General features: G+C 71.6%; 17 protein-coding genes, 1 tRNA gene and 2 pseudogenes. 11 read left to right on the top strand and 9 right to left on the bottom strand.

Translation table 11 applies throughout. The features are described from left to right. Positions 1 to 142 precede the first annotated feature (142 nt). The 3 genes and pseudogenes from ACIQ6Y_RS22735 to ACIQ6Y_RS22725 all read left to right on the top strand — a co-directional run. Positions 143 to 382 (top strand): annotated as a pseudogene (locus ACIQ6Y_RS22735) (hydroxyurea phosphotransferase); the annotation flags it as partial. A gap of 223 nt (positions 383 to 605) precedes the next feature. Next, positions 606 to 1,256, top strand: a pseudogene (locus ACIQ6Y_RS22730) (aminoglycoside phosphotransferase family protein); the annotation flags it as partial. After that, positions 1,253 to 1,729 carry a GNAT family N-acetyltransferase gene (locus ACIQ6Y_RS22725; protein ID WP_404041765.1) on the top strand — a complete coding sequence of 159 codons (477 nt, stop codon included), beginning with the start codon at positions 1,253 to 1,255 and terminating at the stop codon, positions 1,727 to 1,729. The pseudogene ACIQ6Y_RS22730 and the gene ACIQ6Y_RS22725, both read left to right, overlap by 4 nt. Before the next feature lie 42 nt (positions 1,730 to 1,771). On the opposite strand, the gene ACIQ6Y_RS22720 is transcribed toward ACIQ6Y_RS22725, so the two are convergent. Beyond that, a tRNA-Thr gene (locus tag ACIQ6Y_RS22720) sits at positions 1,772 to 1,846 on the bottom strand. A 213-nt stretch (positions 1,847 to 2,059) separates the two neighbouring features. On the opposite strand from ACIQ6Y_RS22720, the gene ACIQ6Y_RS22715 reads away from it, so the two are divergent. From ACIQ6Y_RS22715 to ACIQ6Y_RS22705, 3 genes are all read left to right on the top strand, one after another. Continuing rightward, positions 2,060 to 3,148 carry an ABC transporter ATP-binding protein gene (locus ACIQ6Y_RS22715; RefSeq protein WP_404041764.1) on the top strand — a complete coding sequence of 363 codons (1,089 nt, stop codon included), beginning with the start codon at positions 2,060 to 2,062 and terminating at the stop codon, positions 3,146 to 3,148. Between the two features lie 208 nt (positions 3,149 to 3,356). Continuing rightward, a complete protein-coding gene (locus tag ACIQ6Y_RS22710; protein ID WP_404041763.1) occupies positions 3,357 to 3,812 on the top strand; it encodes a hypothetical protein in 456 nt (151 codons plus the stop codon). A 122-nt stretch (positions 3,813 to 3,934) separates the two neighbouring features. Beyond that, complete coding sequence (locus ACIQ6Y_RS22705) at positions 3,935 to 4,666, top strand: NDP-sugar synthase (protein ID WP_404041761.1); 732 nt, start codon at positions 3,935 to 3,937, stop codon at positions 4,664 to 4,666. A gap of 95 nt (positions 4,667 to 4,761) precedes the next feature. Here ACIQ6Y_RS22705 and ACIQ6Y_RS22700 read toward each other — a convergent pair whose 3' ends face one another. From ACIQ6Y_RS22700 to ACIQ6Y_RS22675, 6 genes are all read right to left on the bottom strand, one after another. Further along, on the bottom strand, positions 4,762 to 6,438 hold the full coding sequence (locus ACIQ6Y_RS22700) for a DoxX family membrane protein (protein WP_404041759.1): 1,677 nt from the start codon (positions 6,436 to 6,438) through the stop codon (positions 4,762 to 4,764). 117 nt (positions 6,439 to 6,555) lie between these two features. Beyond that, complete coding sequence (rlmB, locus tag ACIQ6Y_RS22695; RefSeq protein ID WP_404041757.1) at positions 6,556 to 7,497, bottom strand: 23S rRNA (guanosine(2251)-2'-O)-methyltransferase RlmB; 942 nt, start codon at positions 7,495 to 7,497, stop codon at positions 6,556 to 6,558. 83 nt (positions 7,498 to 7,580) lie between these two features. Then, positions 7,581 to 8,978 (bottom strand): cysteine--tRNA ligase, encoded by a 1,398-nt coding sequence (gene cysS / locus ACIQ6Y_RS22690; protein WP_404041756.1) that lies wholly within the window; start codon positions 8,976 to 8,978, stop codon positions 7,581 to 7,583. A gap of 63 nt (positions 8,979 to 9,041) precedes the next feature. Next, on the bottom strand, positions 9,042 to 9,539 hold the full coding sequence (gene ispF, locus ACIQ6Y_RS22685; protein WP_404041754.1) for a 2-C-methyl-D-erythritol 2,4-cyclodiphosphate synthase: 498 nt from the start codon (positions 9,537 to 9,539) through the stop codon (positions 9,042 to 9,044). Next, the gene (gene ispD / locus ACIQ6Y_RS22680) at positions 9,529 to 10,302 is read right to left on the bottom strand and encodes a 2-C-methyl-D-erythritol 4-phosphate cytidylyltransferase (RefSeq protein ID WP_404041752.1); all 774 of its coding nucleotides are present in this window, start codon (positions 10,300 to 10,302) and stop codon (positions 9,529 to 9,531) included. The genes ispF and ispD overlap by 11 nt, the downstream gene beginning before the upstream one ends. A 320-nt stretch (positions 10,303 to 10,622) precedes the next feature. Continuing rightward, positions 10,623 to 11,105, bottom strand: coding sequence for a CarD family transcriptional regulator (locus tag ACIQ6Y_RS22675; RefSeq protein WP_003953493.1), 483 nt, complete (start codon positions 11,103 to 11,105; stop codon positions 10,623 to 10,625). A 616-nt stretch (positions 11,106 to 11,721) separates the two neighbouring features. Between ACIQ6Y_RS22675 and ACIQ6Y_RS22670 the strand changes: the two genes are divergently transcribed. Continuing rightward, positions 11,722 to 12,363 (top strand): copper chaperone PCu(A)C, encoded by a 642-nt coding sequence (locus ACIQ6Y_RS22670; protein WP_404041750.1) that lies wholly within the window; start codon positions 11,722 to 11,724, stop codon positions 12,361 to 12,363. A 97-nt stretch (positions 12,364 to 12,460) separates the two neighbouring features. Here ACIQ6Y_RS22670 and ACIQ6Y_RS22665 read toward each other — a convergent pair whose 3' ends face one another. Together ACIQ6Y_RS22665 and ACIQ6Y_RS22660 are read right to left on the bottom strand one after the other, a co-directional pair. Then, on the bottom strand, positions 12,461 to 13,141 hold the full coding sequence (locus ACIQ6Y_RS22665) for a response regulator (RefSeq protein ID WP_404041748.1): 681 nt from the start codon (positions 13,139 to 13,141) through the stop codon (positions 12,461 to 12,463). Next, complete coding sequence (locus ACIQ6Y_RS22660; RefSeq protein WP_404041746.1) at positions 13,138 to 14,424, bottom strand: sensor histidine kinase; 1,287 nt, start codon at positions 14,422 to 14,424, stop codon at positions 13,138 to 13,140. The genes ACIQ6Y_RS22665 and ACIQ6Y_RS22660 overlap by 4 nt, the downstream gene beginning before the upstream one ends. A gap of 214 nt (positions 14,425 to 14,638) precedes the next feature. Here ACIQ6Y_RS22660 and phoU point away from each other — a divergent pair, with 214 nt between their 5' ends. The 4 genes from phoU (at position 14,639) to ACIQ6Y_RS22640 (ending at position 16,765) form a co-directional block, all read left to right on the top strand. After that, the gene (gene phoU / locus ACIQ6Y_RS22655) at positions 14,639 to 15,337 is read left to right on the top strand and encodes a phosphate signaling complex protein PhoU (protein WP_404041744.1); all 699 of its coding nucleotides are present in this window, start codon (positions 14,639 to 14,641) and stop codon (positions 15,335 to 15,337) included. 130 nt (positions 15,338 to 15,467) lie between these two features. Continuing rightward, on the top strand, positions 15,468 to 15,620 hold the full coding sequence (locus ACIQ6Y_RS22650; RefSeq protein ID WP_404041742.1) for a hypothetical protein: 153 nt from the start codon (positions 15,468 to 15,470) through the stop codon (positions 15,618 to 15,620). A 130-nt stretch (positions 15,621 to 15,750) separates the two neighbouring features. Next, the gene (locus ACIQ6Y_RS22645; RefSeq protein ID WP_404041740.1) at positions 15,751 to 15,999 is read left to right on the top strand and encodes an SCO4226 family nickel-binding protein; all 249 of its coding nucleotides are present in this window, start codon (positions 15,751 to 15,753) and stop codon (positions 15,997 to 15,999) included. Between the two features lie 196 nt (positions 16,000 to 16,195). After that, positions 16,196 to 16,765, top strand: a complete 570-nt coding sequence (locus ACIQ6Y_RS22640) for a hypothetical protein (RefSeq protein ID WP_404041738.1) — start codon at positions 16,196 to 16,198, stop codon at positions 16,763 to 16,765. Positions 16,766 to 16,768: the final 3 nt, after the last annotated feature.

Here is a 16,768-nt window from a genome sequence, read left to right as displayed (position 1 = left end):
CCTTCGGATTCCGCACTTTTCACACCCCCTCCGACCAGCGGACAGCACCCCATCTCCAGCGGCAGCCCGGGATCGGTGAAGCTGCGCCCCACCGCAGGCGGCACGGGGCACGATCCGGAAGACAGGCCCTAGCCTCGGCCCGGTGACCGACATCCCCGAGGAACTGGCCGCGACACAGGCGAGGTACAACGGCGACGCGGGCCGCGCCTTCGTCGCCGCACTGCCCGACCTGATCACCACCTACCTGGACCGCTGGGACCTGAGCCCCGACGGCCCGCCCCGCTACGGCGTCTGCGCCCTGGTCCTGCCGGTCGCCCGCGCCGACGGCACCCCGGCCGCCCTCAAGCTCCAGCTCCAGGACCCGGAGACGGCCGGCGAACCCCTAGGGCCTGTCGTTTGGATCAGGTCGGCTGAAAGGGACTGCGCTTCTTGGCCGGGTCGAGCGGGGTCTGGTGCGTGCAGCTGCAAGGCGGAGGAGGGCGTCGACGCGATGGGGGTCCCCCCGCGCGAGCTCGATTCGAGCGTGGGGGAGTCGGCAACCGACGACAACGCCGCAGATGTGCGTGCCAGACCCCGCGACGCCGGCATGATCCAAACGACAGGCCCTAGCCCTGCGCACCTGGGCCGGCACCGGCGCCGTCCGCCTCCTCGACCACGACCCGGACACCGGCACCATGCTCCTGGAACGCCTGGACGCGACCCGCCCCCTGTCCACCCACCCCGACACCCGCGAGGCGGCCCGGATCATCGCGCGGCTGCTCACCCGCCTCACCGCGCTCCCGGCCCCACCGGGCCTGCGCACCCTCGGCGACCTCACGCAGGCCCTCCTGAAGCGCACCCCGCAGGCCCTCACCCGCATCCCGTACGACCCGGTCCGCCGCATCCTCGCCGACTGCGCGGCGGCCGCGGCCGAGGTGGCGACCGACCCCGGCGACCGCCTCCTGCACCGGGACCTGCACTACGACAACGTCCTGGCGGCCGGCCGCGCCCCCTGGCTGGCCATCGACCCCAAGCCCCTGGCCGGCGACCCGGGCTTCGAACTCCTCCCCGCCCTGCTGAACCGCTTCGACCCGGACGAGATCCTGCCCCGCTTCGACACGATGACGGGCGAGATGTCCCTGGACCGCGCGAGGGCCCGGACCTGGACGCTGGCCAGGGTCCTGCAGAACGCGGTCTGGGCCGCGGAGGAGGGCCACGTCCCAGCCCCTGAAAACCTCGAGATCGCCCGCCGCCTGCGAGCTACCCTCCGCCCATGATCCGCACCGCGACACCCGCCGACGTCCCCGTCATCCACGCCCTGATCCGCGAACTCGCCGAGTACGAGAAGGCCCCGCACGAGGTGAAGGTCACCGAGGCCCAGCTCCACGAGGCTCTCTTCGGCGACCGCCCCGCCGCCTACGCCCACATCGCCCAGGACGACGCCACGGGCGACCCCGCCGGCTTCGCCCTGTGGTTCCTGAACTTCTCCACCTGGCGCGGCACCCACGGCATCTACCTGGAGGACCTCTACGTCCGCCCCACCGCCCGAGGCGCCGGCCACGGCAAGGCCCTCCTCACCGAACTGGCCCGCCTCTGCGTCGAACGCGGCTACCAGCGCCTGGAGTGGGCCGTCCTGGACTGGAACGAGCCCGCGATCGGCTTCTACCGCTCCCTGGGCGCCGTACCCCAGGACGAGTGGACGGTGTACCGCCTGACGGACGAGGCCCTGGCAGAACTGGGCCGCGCATGACAGAAGCCCAGGCCGGAGCGACTCCGACCTGGGCTTTCCCGGAGCCCCCTGTCGGATTCGAACCGACGACCTACGCATTACAAGTGCGTTGCTCTGACCGGACTGAGCTAAGGAGGCCTGCGCACTCCAGGAGCGCGCCCAGGCAGTGTACCCAGCCCAGGGCGGCGGCCTGTCGAAAATTTCCGCGAAGTTCACAGAGGTCCGGGTACTGACAGAACTGGTGAACGGCAGGTACCGTCCTGATCTGTTCACTCACGTGGACTACACCAACCACCTTCCTACAACGGATCGTCCGGCACGTTCCTGCCGGTAGAAGGGGGCCCATTCACCATGGCCACTGTCACGTTCGACAAGGCGACCCGGATCTACCCGGGTTCCGACAAGCCCGCCGTCGACGCCCTGGACATCGAGATCGCGGACGGCGAGTTCCTCGTCCTGGTCGGTCCGTCCGGCTGCGGCAAGTCCACCTCCCTGCGCATGCTCGCGGGTCTCGAGGACGTCAACGGCGGCGCGATCCGCATCGGGGAGCGCGACGTCACGCACCTGCCGCCGAAGGACCGGGACATCGCCATGGTGTTCCAGAACTACGCGCTGTACCCGCACATGACGGTCGCCGACAACATGGGCTTCGCGCTCAAGATCGCCGGCGTCAACAAGGCGGAGATCCGCCAGAAGGTCGAGGAGGCCGCGAAGATCCTCGACCTGACCGAGTACCTGGACCGCAAGCCGAAGGCCCTCTCGGGTGGTCAGCGCCAGCGTGTCGCGATGGGCCGCGCGATCGTGCGTGAGCCGCAGGTCTTCCTCATGGACGAGCCGCTGTCCAACCTGGACGCCAAGCTCCGTGTGTCGACCCGTACGCAGATCGCGTCGCTGCAGCGCCGCCTCGGCATCACCACCGTCTACGTCACCCACGACCAGGTCGAGGCCCTCACCATGGGCGACCGGGTCGCGGTCCTCAAGGACGGTCTGCTCCAGCAGGTCGACACGCCGCGCAACATGTACGACAGGCCCGCGAACCTCTTCGTCGCCGGCTTCATCGGCTCCCCGGCCATGAACCTGGTCGAGGTGCCGATCACCGACGGCGGTGTGAAGTTCGGCAACTCGGTCGTGCCGGTGCAGCGCGACGCGCTCTCCGCCGCCACCGACAAGACGGTCACGGTCGGCGTCCGCCCCGAGCACTTCGACGTGGCCGGCCCGGACTCGAACCTCGGTGTCGAGGTCGTCGTCAACGTCGTGGAGGAGCTCGGCTCCGACGCGTTCGTCTACGGCACCGCCAACGTCGGCGGCGAGACCAAGGACCTCGTGGTCCGCGTCGGCGGCCGTGACGTCCCGGAGAAGGGCAGCACGCTGCACGTCGTCCCGCGGGCCGGCGAGACGCACGTCTTCTCCACCTCGACCGGCGCGCGCCTGTCCGACTGAGTGGAACAACCCCGGGTAATTCACCCAGGTTGACGAAGAGGGCCCCGCAGAACGCTGCGGGGCCCTCTTCGTTGTCGACAAATACCCCGGCAAACGTCACATTTCGAGCATCGAGCGTCAACCCGCTACCCAGAAATCGGCACCTTCTCATCCCCCGAACCGGTGACTAAATGTCGCCAAATCATCACCAGGGGCTACGCTGCCCAGCGTGAAGCACTCCACCACCACCCAGACGCGACGCGGCCGGGGCCCTGCCCGCCGGATCGGCCGCAGCCTCGCCCTCGTCCTTCCCGTCGTCCTGGTGCTCTCCGGGACCCTCGCGGTGACCCGGGTCAACTGGTCGGGCGACCCGTCGACCTCGGTGCTCACCGCGTCGGACACCAGCGTCTCCGACGACGCCAAGCCGGCCGCCCCGCGCCGCCCGCACGAGCGGCTGCGCGACCAGCTCCTGACCGAGCTCCAGGAGAAGGACCCCGGCATCGCCCTCACCCACCTCCAGCAGGCCGTCGACGAGCGCCCCTCGCTCGCCGCCCACTGCACGTCCATCGCCCGCGCCCTCGGCCGCGCCGCCGTCCGCGTCTACGGCCCCAAGCGCGCCCAGTCCTTCGCCCGCCCGGTCTGCGACACGGCGTACGCATCGGGCGTGATGGTCGCGACAGGCTGAACACCGACGCCCTGCAAAGGGGCGCGGGGAACTGCGCGACCAGCCACACCCGGCCCGCAGCCGCGATCGCACAGAACCCCCCGCCCCAGTGGGCGCCAAAAACGCCCGCGTAAAGTCAGGGCATGACCGACCCGAACGCCGCCTCCCGCCCCACCCAGGCCGTGGTCCTCGCCGGAGGCCAGGGCTCACGCCTGCGCCCCTACACCGACGACCGCCCCAAGCCGATGGTGGAGATCCCGGGCACGGGCACGCCGATCATCGGCCATCAGCTCGCCTGGCTCGCCGAGGAGGGCGTCACCGACGTCGTCGTCAGCTGCGGCCACCTCGCCGACGTGCTCCAGAAGTGGCTCGACGCCGCGGATCTGCCGCTGAACGTCACCACCGTCGTCGAGACGGAGCCCCTCGGCCGCGGCGGCGGCCTGAAGTACGCCGCCGCGCACCTGCCCCACCCGGACCGGCCCTGGTACGCCACCAACGGCGACATCTGGACCCGCTTCTCGCTGCGGGACATGGCCGACTTCCACGCCGAGCGCGACGCCGTCGCGACGCTCGCCCTGGCCCGCCCGCGCATCCCCTGGGGCGCCGTCCAGACGGACGGCTTCGGCCACATCACGGACTTCATCGAGGCCCCGCCGTCGACCTTCGAGATCAACGCGGGCGTCTACGTCTTCTCCCCCGAGTTCGCCGGCCTGCTCCCCGAGCGCGGCGACCACGAGCGCACCACGTTCCCGCACCTGGCCCGTGAACGCCGCCTGGCCGGCTTCCCGCTGCCCCAGGGCGCCTACTGGCGCGCCATCGACACCGCGAAGGACCTCACGGAGGCCGCGAAGGAACTGGCCGCCCTGGGCCGCTAGAGACACCTGCGCCCAAGGCTCCTGCGGGCGTACGACGACGGGGTCCCGCATCCGGTGAAGATGCGGGACCCCGTCGTCGTACAGCGGGAAGGGCGTCAGCCCAGGAGGCCGCCCACCAGGCCGGGCTCCTCGGGGGTGGGCTGGTCGCCGCCGGAGCCGGTGCCGCCGGTGGAGGTGGCGCCGCCGGAGGTGGGGCCGGAGCCGGTGGAGGACGGAGGCTGCTGCTCGGCCGGGGAGGACTGCTGCGGCGGGGCCTCGCCCACGGTGCCCTGGGTCTGGCTGGGCGCGCTGCCCGCCGTGGTCTCCTGCGTGGTGGCGCCGGGCGTGGTCGCGGCGCCCTCGGTGGGGGCGGCCGAGGTGGCGGCCTCCTGGGTGGGCGTCGTGGCGGCGGAGGGGCTGCCGCTCTTCTTCTCGGCGCGCTTCTTCGCGGGCTCCTGCGGCAGCGGCGAGCCGGGCAGCTCGTTGCGCGGGACGCCGCCGGGGCCGGGGACGACGATCCGGTCGGCGTCGCGGACGGCGCCGCCGAGCAGCGAGCCCAGCAGCAGGGTCAGCCCGGTGACGATGGCGGTGACCAGGGCGCCGCGGCGCAGGACGTAGCTGCGCAGCTCCCAGATGTCGGAGCGGGGTCCGAGCCGGCGCCAGGCCATGCCGGCCACGCGGCCGTCGACGGAGTAGACGGGGGCGCCGGCGATGATCAGCGGCGACCAGGCGGCGAGGTAGATGATGTCGGGGGTGTCGTAGGCGGGGACGCTCTTCCAGCTGACGGTGACGAGCAGCGCGGCCGACAGCAGCGCACCGAACACGGCGGCGACCCGCTGCCAGCAGCCCAGGACCGTCAGGACGCCCACGACGACCTGCGCGAAGGCGATGACGAGGCCGGAGCCGACGGGGTGCTCCAGGGCGAACTGGCGCAGTGGTTCGGCGACTTCCCACGGGTGGAGGGTGTTGAGCCACTTCACCATCGAGCCGCGCTTGCCGCCGTCGAAGTAGACGGGGTCGCACAGCTTGCCCATGCCGGCGTAGATGGAGATGAAGCCGAGGAAGATGCGCAGCGGGAGGAGGACGACGCCGAGGTTCATGCGGCGGCCGGGGTAGTAGGCGTGCCGCGCGGGGTCGTCGCCGGAGCGGGCGCCGCGGCGGCCGGTGCCGCCGGTGTCCGGCTCGGCGTCGGGGTCCTCGTCGTAGCCGGTGTAGGCGGGTTCGTCGTAGGCGCTGCCGACGGTGCGCATGGCGGGCAGGAGGCGGGTGCCGGCGCCCTCGGGGGTGCGCTGAGCGCCGACGAGCGGGGATTCGACGGTCTGGTCGAGCTGGTCGTAGACGTCGTCGTAACCGTCGTCGTAGCCGGGGCCGGTGACGTCGACGCGCGGGATGACCTGGGTGGCGCCGGCGTCGGCTTCCTCGGCGGGGCGGACGCCCGCTGTGCGCACGGCCTGGAGCAGGCGGTGGGCGCCGGTGTCGTCGGGGGCCGAGCGGCCGCTCCAGACGACGGGGCGGCGGCGGGCGCCGCCGGGCGCCGCCGCACCCGCCGCGCTGATGGCGGGGATGCGGGCGGTGTCCTCGGTGGCGCTCAGGTGCCGTGCGACCCGCGGCGACTGGGCGCGCCGCGAGGAGGCGCCCAACTGCACGCGGAAACTCGCATGGTTGACGATGATCTGCGCCGGGTCGCTCGGCACCTTCACCATGCTCAGCGCGGGAGCGTCGTCGGGTCCGGAAACGAAACCCGACGAGCGGTCCCCCGTGGGTGTGCGGGGTGTTCTGGTGTCCACACTCATCTAACCGAGTGACGCGAGGTTAGGACACTGCTTTGACCTGCCGGATCTGTCCGGACCCCGTCAAGCTTGCCCTGCACGCCAGGATTACCCCGTACGGGTGATCCTGCGGACATTTGTTCAGCTGCGTCGGCGCGCCGCCTCGTACAGCACGATGCCCGCCGCCACACCGGCGTTCAGCGACTCGGCGCCGCCCGGCATGGGGATGCGCACGCGGTAGTCGCAGGTCTCGCCGACCAGCCGGGACAGGCCCTTGCCCTCGCTGCCTACGACGATGACGACCGGTCCGTCCAGGGCCTGGAGCTCGCCCAGCTCGGCCTCGCCGTCGGCGGCGAGGCCGACGACCGTGACGCCGGCCTTCTTGTAGTGCTCCAGCGCGCGGGTCAGGTTGGTGGCGCGGGCGACCGGCGTACGGGCGGCCGTACCGGCGGACGTCTTCCAGGCGCCGGCGGTCATGCCGGCCGCGCGGCGCTCGGGCACGACCACGCCGTGGCCGCCGAAGGCGGAGACGGAGCGGACGACGGCGCCGAGGTTGCGCGGGTCGGTGACACCGTCGAGGGCGACGATCAGCGCGTCCTCGCCCTCGTCGGCGGCGGCGTCGAGGAGGTCCTCGGGGTGGGCGTACTCGTACGGCGGGACCTGCAGGACCAGGCCCTGGTGGTTGAGGCCGTTGGTCATCCGGTCGAGCTCGGGGCGGGGGGCCTCCATGAGGTTGATCCCGCCGCGCTCGGCCGCGAGCTGGAGCGCCTCGCGGACCCGCTCGTCGTTGTCGATGAACTGCTGGACGTAGAGCGTGGAGGCGGGGACGCCGCCGCGCAGCGCCTCGACGACCGGGTTGCGGCCGACGACCAGCTCGGAGGCGGACTTGCCGCCGCGGCCCTTGGGCGCGGGGCGGCGCGCCGACTGCTTCGCCTTCACGTTGGCGATGCGGTTCTTCTTGTGCCCCTTGCGCATCTCGGCGGGCGGGGTCGGGCCCTTGCCCTCAAGGCCCCTGCGTCGCTGGCCGCCGCTGCCGACCTGCGCGCCCTTCTTGCCGGACATGCGGCGGTTGTTGGCTGCCATGACTACCTGTCTTTTCGGGGTGTTCGATACGTACGTCAGTGCAAGTGTGCCGCCCGAGAGGCCGGGCGGCACATTCGCCGAGGTCAGCGGCCGATGCTCCAGCGCGGGCCCTGCGGGCTGTCCTCGATGGCGAGGCCCGACTGCTTGAGCTGGTCGCGGATGGCGTCGGCGGTGGCCCAGTCCTTGCGGGAGCGGGCCGCCTCGCGCTGGTCGAGGACCAGGCGGACGAGGCTGTCGACGACGGCGTGCAGATCCTCGCCCTGGTCCGACTCGCCGGCCCAGTGCGGGTCGAGCGGGTCGAGGCCCAGGACGCCGAGCATGGCGCGGACCTCGGCGAGGCGGGCGACGGCGGCGTCCTTGTCGTCGGCGGCCAGGGCGCTGTTGCCCTGCCGGACGGTGGTGTGGACGACGGCGAGCGCCTGCGGGACACCGAGGTCGTCGTCCATAGCGTCGGCGAAGGCCGGCGGCACCTCGGCGGCGGGCGCGACCGGTCCCCCGGCGAGCTCGACGACGCGCTGCACGAAGCCCTCGATCCGCGCGTACGCCGACTCGGCCTCGCGCAGGGCCTCCTCGCTGTACTCGATCATCGAGCGGTAGTGGGGAGTGCCGAGGTAGTAGCGCAGCACGACGGGCCGCCACTGCTTGACCATCTCGGAGACGAGGACGCTGTTGCCGAGCGACTTGGACATCTTCTCGCCGCTCATGGTGACCCAGGCGTTGTGCACCCAGTACCGGGCGAACTCGTCGCCGTAGGCCTTGGCCTGCGCGATCTCGTTCTCGTGGTGCGGGAAGATCAGGTCCAGGCCGCCGCCGTGGATGTCGAAGGCGGTGCCCAGGTACTTGTGGGCCATCGCCGAGCACTCCAGGTGCCAGCCGGGCCGGCCGCGGCCCCACGGCGTCTCCCAGCTGGGCTCGCCCGGCTTGGCGGCCTTCCACATGGCGAAGTCGCGCGGGTCCCGCTTGCCGGTCTCGCCCTCGCCGGAGGGCTGCAGGAGGTTCTCCAGCTCCTGGTTGGACAGGCGCAGGTACTCGGGGAAGGACTTCACGTCGAAGTAGACGTTGCCCTCGGCCTCGTAGGCGTGGCCGCGCTCGATGAGGCCGCGCATCATCTCGACCATCTCGGTGACATGGCCGGTGGCGCGGGGCTCGTAGGTGGGCGGCAGGCAGCCGAGGGCGCGGTAGCCGTCGTTGAACGCGCGCTCGTTGTCGTAGCCGATGGACCACCAGGGGCGGCCCTGGTCGGCGGCCTTGGCGATGATCTTGTCGTCGATGTCGGTGACGTTGCGGATGAACGTGACGTCGTAGCCGCGGTACTCGAACCAGCGGCGCATGATGTCGAAGTTCAGGCCGGAGCGGATGTGGCCGATGTGCGGGGCCGCCTGGACGGTGGCGCCACACAGGTAGATCGAGACACAGCCCGGCGTGAGCGGGGTGAAGTCACGGATCTGCCGGGCGCTGGTGTCGTACAGGCGAATAGTCACGGGTCCAGGGTAGTGGGCGGGATACGGTGCCCACGACGGTTGTGGACAACACCTCGCGCCGAGTCAGCCGGTCACCCGGGCCACGAGCGCGGTCGCGATCGCCATCAGCCCTTCTTCCCTGCCGGGGAAGCCGAGACCGTCCGTGGTGGCGCCGGAGACGGAGACGGGGGCGCCCGCGGCCTCGGAGAGGATCTTCTGGGCCTCGTCGCGGCGCTTGCCGATCTTGGGGCGGGGGCCCACGACCTGCACGGCGATGTTGCCGATGGTGAAGCCCGCCTCGCGCACGATCCGCGCCGCCTCGGTCAGCAGGGTCACTCCGGAGGCGCCCGACCACTCAGGGCGGCCGGTGCCGAAGTGCTGCCCGAGGTCGCCGAGGCCCGCGGCGGAGAACAGGGCGTTGCAGGCGGCGTGCGCGACGACGTCCGCGTCGGAGTGTCCGGCGAGGCCGGGGCCCTCGCCCTCCCACTTCAGGCCCGCGCACCACAGCTCGCGGCCCTCCGCGAAGGCGTGGATGTCGGTGCCGATGCCGACCTGGGGCAGCAGGGGTGCGTCAGAAGCCATCGTTGAGCCTCCTGCGGGCGAGGACCGCCTCGGCGAGGACCAGGTCGAGGGGGCGGGTGACCTTGAAGGCCTCCTCGTGGCCGGGGACGGTCACGACCGGGACGCCGAGCTGCTCGATCATGCTCGCGTCGTCCGTGACGTTGTCCGTGACCGTCTCGTGGGCGCGGACCAGGGTGGCGCGGTCGAAGCCCTGCGGGGTCTGCACCGCGCGCAGCCGGGCGCGCTCGGGGGTGGCCACGACCGGCTCGGGCGTGCCGGGCTCCGCGGCGGGCTCGACCTCCTTGACGGTGTCGGCGAGCGGCAGGGCGGGCACCACGGCGGGGGCGCCGTCGCGGACCGCCTCGATCACGGCGTCGACGGTGTCGACCGGGACCAGCGGGCGGGCGGCGTCGTGCACGAGGACGATGTCGTAGCCGGGGGGCAGCGCGTCCAGGCCGAGCCTGACCGACTCCTGGCGGGACTCGCCGCCGGGCACGACCAGGAAGTCGGTCCGCTCGGGCAGCGCGTGCACGTCGAGCATGGACTTCACCTCGGCGGCGCCGTCCGGCGGGGCCACGACGACCACCAGGGAGACCGCGCGGGAGGCGGCCATGGCGCGCACCGCGTGGACGAGCATGGGGGTGCCGTTGAGCGCGCGCAGCGCCTTGGGTGCACCGGGGCCGAGACGTACGCCCCGGCCGGCGGCCGGGATGACGGCGGCAGTACGTGCCGAGCGGGCCCCGGAGCCGGTGTCCGAGGGCGAAGGGCGCGAGACGTCAGACATCGCTTCCTGTCAGGTTTGTGTGCGCGGCCTTGTTGGGTATGGCCTCAGTCGGCGTGCTTGGGCACGTGGTCCGACCGGCCCCTTCCGTGACTCCGGTCGAGCCAGTGTCCCGGGCCCGCACAGTACCGGGGGGTGCTCCCCTCGGCGTACGGCTTCGGCGTACGACTCGGACGTGCCAGGCGTACGGGGGCGTACGGAGCGGGCGTACGACCTGACGTACTCCGTGTACGCACATGCCGCAGCGCCCGGCGACAGTCGTTGTGTCATCGGGCACCGCGGCATTTCGGTGTGCTGGGCCGGGCGGGTTCACACCGCTCGGTTCAGGAGGCGAGAACCTCGTCGAGCAGGGCCTCGGCCTTGTCCTCGTTGGTGTTCTCCGCGAGGGCGAGCTCGCTCACCAGGATCTGGCGGGCCTTGGCGAGCATGCGCTTCTCACCGGCGGACAGTCCGCGCTCGCGCTCGCGACGCCACAGGTCACGCACGACTTCCGCGACCTTGATGACATCACCGGAGGCAAGCTTCTCCAGGTTTGCCTTGTAGCGACGGGACCAGTTCGTGGGCTCCTCGGCGTACGGCGCGCGCAGCACCTCGAAGACCCGGTCCAGCCCGTCCTGGCCGACCACATCACGCACGCCGACGAACTCCGCATTGTCCGCTGGCACACGTACCGTCAGGTCACCCTGGGCGACCTTCAGCACCAAGTAGGTCTTGTCCACGCCTTTGATCTGGCGAGTTTCGATGGCCTCGATCAGCGCGGCCCCGTGATGGGGATAGACCACGGTGTCGCCAACCTTGAACGTCATGTGACAGGTACCCCTTCCGTGGCTATCCAGGGTAACACGGAAACTGCGGGTTCTGAATGGCGTTTTCGCAGGTCAGGGCATATCTCGGGGCTTGACAACAGCGACAGGAACATGCTGCGGCGGGTCTGTGGAGGCAGGTATTCGCAGGTCGGAGCGGGTCTTCGGGCGGGGTGAAACGCGCACGTCACACACCTCTGGAGGCTCCGCCAACCGGCCGAACATCCCGATATGTCCGCTTCCAAGTGATCGACTTCCGCTACTCCGTTCGGTGAGAGGAGTCGGGTACGAGACGAATCCGGAATTGATCTGCTCGCGTGTCCGCGCCGGTCACCGGTGATCAATTTCCGGCGCCTTGGCGCATTCCTTCACGGAAAATTTGCGAGCGGATCCCGGCGCTTTGCGAGGCGCGTTTGTGTGAATGCCGGACCAGCACCGGGTGAAGTGACCGGTGGCCTGCGGGAGGGGCCCGGGTACCCCCTGCCGAGCGACGCGACGGGCCGGGGGGAGGGTCGGGTGCGGCGGCGCGGGAACGGCTCGGTAACCTGGGGCCGCTGACAGACACTTAGGGCGGCTTTATCAGGAAGGCCGCCCCTGCGTTCAAGGAGTTGCCGCCGCCGTGAGCAGCAGCCTTCGACGCGGCGCCCTCGCCGCCTCCGTCATCGCGTTCTCCTTCGCCTCGCTCGCCGCCTGCGGAGCCGGGAACGACGCGCAGACCCTCGGGATCAGGCCGGACAACGCGGCCACCACCGTCGGCGACATCAAGGTCCAGAACGCGGTGGTGATCACCCAGCCCGACCCCGAGGCCGAGGGCCCGGCCGCGATCTCCGCGACGCTGTTCAACAACGGCGACGCCGCCCAGACGCTGGACTCCATCGCCGTGGACGGCGCCGGCACGGCCGAGATCAAGCCCGCCGAGGGCGACAAGCTGACCATCCCGGCGGGCGGCTCGGTCGTCATCGGCGGCGACGGCAACGCCGTGGCCACCCTCAGCGACGGTGCCGCCCTCACCGACGGCAACGCCCAGAAGGTCACCTTCGCCTTCAGCGAGACCGGCGACGTGAGTCTGCGCGCCTACGTCGTCCCGGCCGAGAGCTTCTTTGCCTCGTGGGGCCCGACCGAGGCGCCCTCCGCGCCGGAGTCCGGCCCGTCCGAGAGCGGCGAGCCCTCCGAGGGCGCCTCGGAGTCCGTCTCCGCCACGCCGACCGACGAGGCCTCCGCCTCCGCGTCGGCCACGGAGTCGGGTGCCGCCGAGCACTGACGGCCGTACGCACACGACGAAGGGCGGGCCTTCCCCGATCGGGGAGGGCCCGCCCTTCGTCGTCGTACGCCCGCTGTCTCCGGCGTACGGCTGCTGTCTACGGCTCGAACTTGTAGCCCAGACCCCGCACCGTCACCAGGTAGCGCGGAGCGCCCGGGTCCGGCTCGATCTTGGCGCGGAGGCGCTTGACGTGGACGTCGAGGGTCTTGGTGTCGCCCACGTAGTCGGCGCCCCAGACGCGGTCGATGAGCTGCATACGGGTCAGGACGCGGCCGGCGTTGCGCAGGAGCATCTCCAGGAGGTCGAACTCCTTCAGGGGGAGGTCGATCTTGGCGCCGGAGACGGTGACGACGTGGCGGTCCACGTCCATGCGGACCGGGCCGGCCTCCAGGGCGGCCGGGGCGACCTCCTCCGGCTCGCCGCGGCGGCGCAGCACCGCGCGGATGCGGGCGACCAGCTCGCGGGAGGAGAACGGCTTGGTGACGTAGTCGTCGGCCCCTATCTCCAGGCCCACGACCTTGTCGATCTCGCTGTCCTTGGCGGTCACCATGATCACGGGGACGTTGGAGCGGCCGCGCAGCTGACGGCAGACCTCCGTACCCGGCAGGCCGGGCAGCATCAGGTCGAGGAGCACGAGGTCGGCGCCGTTGCGCTCGAACTCGTCGAGTCCGTCGGGGCCCGTGGTCGCGACGGCGACCTCGAAGCCCTCCTTGCGGAGCATGTACGACAGGGCGTCGGAGAAGGACTCCTCGTCCTCGACGACGAGCACACGGGTCACGGAAGGACCTCCGGGGCGGAAAGCGTCTGGTACGCGGTTGAGTCGGGGGAAGGGGAAGACGGGGTGCGGGAGCCTCCGGCTCCCGGCTCGCTCTCTTCGTCGAGGGCGGGGTGCTGCTGCGCGCGGTCGCGGGAGGCCCCCGCCTCCGGCAGCCGCAGGGTGAACGTGGAGCCCTGTCCCTCCGAGCTCCACACCGTGACCTCCCCGCCGTGCGAGGCGGCCACGTGCTTGACGATCGCCAGGCCCAGGCCGGTTCCGCCGGTGGCGCGGGAGCGGGCCGGGTCGACGCGGTAGAAGCGCTCGAAGATGCGCTCCTTGTCCTTGTCGGAGATGCCTATGCCCTGGTCGGTCACGGCGATCTCTATCAGGTCGCCGCCGGGTGCGGTGACCCGGCGCGCGGCGATGCCGACGCGGGTGCGGGCGGGCGAGTAGTTGACGGCGTTCTCGACGAGGTTGCCGAGGGCGGCGGCGAGCTGGCCGCGGTGACCCCACACCCGCAGGTCGGCGGTGCCTCCCGCGGCCATGGTGATCTGTTTGGTGCCGGCCTGGTGCCGGCAGCGGTCGATGGCCTCGGCGACCAGTTCGTCCACCCCGACCGGTTCGGCGTCCTCCAGCGGGTCGTCGTTCTGCACCCGGGAGAGGTCGATCAGCTCCTGGACCAGGTTGGTCAGCCGGGTCGCCTCGATCTGCATCCGGCCCGCGAAGCGCTGCACGGCCTCGGGGTCGTCGCTGGCGTCCATGACGGCCTCGGAGAGCAGGGAGAGCGCGCCGACCGGGGTCTTCAGCTCATGGCTGACGTTCGCGACGAAGTCCCGCCGCACCGCCTCGATGCGCCGGGCCTCGGTGAGGTCCTCGACCAGCAGCAGCACCAGCCGGGAGCCGAGCGGGGCGACCCGGGCGGAGACCGCGAGGGCCTCGCCGCGGCCGCTGCCGCGCCGGGGCAGGTCCAGCTCGACCTGGCGTATCTCGCCGTCGCGCCGCGTGTCGCGGGCCATCTGGAGCATCGGCTCGACGGCGAGCTTGCCGCCGCGCACCAGGCCCAGGGCGTACGCCGCGGAGCTGGCCTTGACGACGGCGTCGGCCTCGTCGAGGACCACGGCCGAGGAGCGCAGCACCGACAGGACGGTGTCCACGCCGGGCGGCAGCACCGCTTCGGTGTGCAGAGAGGTTCGGGTGGGGCGTTTCAGGTCGCGTTCGCTCCAGCGGAACGCCAGCATGGCGATGACACCGGTGAGCACCCCGGCGATCGCTGCCGCTGCGGCGACCGCCGCGTTCACGTCCATGCCCCCAGGTTAGGCATGGGATACGGCGTGGCCACAGCCATGCATGTGCGACCTCGAACACTCGTCGCCCAGAGTTCACCCAGGAGCCAGTACCGGTTCATTTGGGATGACGGAATCGGACGCGTGGAGGGCCGAACGTGGGAGTGTGGGGGCGGAACCCCCGAGAAACCGCAGGGGCCGAACCCCTGGGACACACGCACGAGAGGGAACCCTGATGCGGGACGCGTACCACGAGGAACTGGACTCGATCGGCGACGGTCTGGTGGAGATGGCCCGGCTGGTCGGCTCGGCGATCGGGCGCGCCACGACCGCGATCCTCGACGCCGACCTGAAGCTGGCCGAGGCCGTGATCGAGGCCGACAAGAAGGTCGACGAGCTGCAGCACGAGCTGGAGGCGCGGGCCATAGCGCTGCTGGCGCGGCAGCAGCCGGTCGCGACGGACCTGCGCATCGTGGTGACGTCGCTGCGGATGTCCGCCGACCTGGAGCGCTCCGGCGACCTCGCCCAGCACGTGGCGAAGCTGGCCCGGCTGCGCTTCCCGCAGCGCGCGGTCCCGCAGGACCTGCACGCCACGATCCTGGAGATGGGCCAGCTCGCGCAGCGCCTGATGGCGAAGGCGGCGGAGGTCATCATCACCAAGGACATCGACCTGGCGATGCAGCTGGAGCAGGACGACGACGCGATGGACCTCCTGCACCGCGCCCTCTTCCAGCACCTGATGGACGACCGCTGGAAGCACGGCATCGAGACGGCGGTCGACGTGACGCTGCTGGGCCGCTACTACGAGCGGTTCGCCGACCACGCGGTGTCGGTGGCCAAGCGGGTGGTGTTCCTGGTGACGGGTGAGCACGCGGACGAGTTCCAGGCGGATGTGCAGCCGGAGATCCAGCCGACGGCCGGCGACTTGGCCTGAGGTCGTGGGCGCCCTGGCCTGAGGTCGTACCCCCGCAAAAGGGGGCGCGGCTTCGCCTCCGTGCGCCGTTGACGCGCCCGTCCCGCCGGGCATGCAATGGGCACAGGCACCTGCCTCTCTAGGAGGAACCATGGCCGAGTCCCCCGGTACGCCCGACCCCACCCAGGAAGCCCCGAGCGAGCAGCCCGCCGAGATCAGGAATCTGATGCTGATCGGCGCGTGCGGCTGCGGCTCGGGCTGTGGCTGCGGGTGCCAGGCGGGCAATCCCTGCCAGTGCGGCTGAGCACGACGCGTCGAGAGGCCCCCGGTGTTCCGGCACCGGGGGCCTCGTCGTGTCGCCGTCGCGGCGGGTCGGGCGCAGCATGGAGGTGCGGCTCCTTCCGGTGCCGCACCTGGGAAGGAGGTGGGAAGCCATGCCCCAGTTCATGGACGTCCACCGCGGGATGAAGGGCATCACGGCCGATCAGCTGATGGAGGCGCACCGGGCGGACCTCGCCATCGAGAAGGACGAGGCCGTGCACTTCGAGCGGGCCTGGGCCGATCCCGAGTCCGGCGTCGTCTACTGCCTGTCCGAGGCGCCCTCGGCCGACGCGGTCCAGCGCATCCACGAGCGCGCGGGCCATCCCGCCGACGAGGTGCACCCGGTTCCGCTGGTGGTCTGACGGGCCCGGCGGTACTGACCGTCCCGACGGTCCCGGCGGTCCCGGCGGTCCCGGCGGTCCCGGCGGCAGATCGCGGGAGTGACACACCGGCATCACACTTGCGTCGCGGCATGCACGCTCTTCACGCCATGACCTTGACGAGAAATCGACCTTAGGTGAGCCTTACCTCAGTCTGTGCTTCCCCTAGGAGTCGTCTGTGTCCGCGTTGCCCTCTCAGCCCCCGGCGCCCGTCCGGCGGCTCGGACTGTACGACACCTGGTGGACGGTCTGCGCCGCCGCGCTCGCCGCGTGCCTGGCTCTCGCAGCCTGCACCTGGATGTCCCTGCACCTGCACACGGACGCCACCCTCCACACCGCCGCGCTCTTCGTCCACCTCGCCTCACTGATCCTCGGCTTCGGCGCGGTCCTGGTGGCCGACTACTACGCCCTGCTGTGGCTCACGGGCCGCTGCACCCTGCCCGACACCCTCACCGCAGCGGCCCGGCTGCATCTGCCGATCTGGACCGGCCTGGCCGGCCTGGTCGCCAGCGGGGTGCTGCTGCACCCGGACCTGGGCTCCACCCTGACCCGCACCAAGCTGGCCCTGATCCTCGTCCTGACCGTCAACGGCCTCCAGGCGGGCCTGCTCAACCGCCGGACCGCCCAGCACCCGGCCGGCTCCCCGCTCGGCACCCGGCTGCTCGCCTGGGGCGCGGCGACGGCACTGACCTCGCAGGTGTGCTGGTGGGGCGCGGTCCTGATCGGCTTCCTCAACAGCCGGCGTTAGGTC

Origin of the sequence: Streptomyces sp. NPDC096205, assembly GCF_044763135.1 — a bacterium.
Taxonomy (GTDB): domain Bacteria; phylum Actinomycetota; class Actinomycetes; order Streptomycetales; family Streptomycetaceae; genus Streptomyces.
Note: the sequence above shows the minus strand (reverse complement) of the source record. Positions and strands in the feature narration are given on the sequence as shown.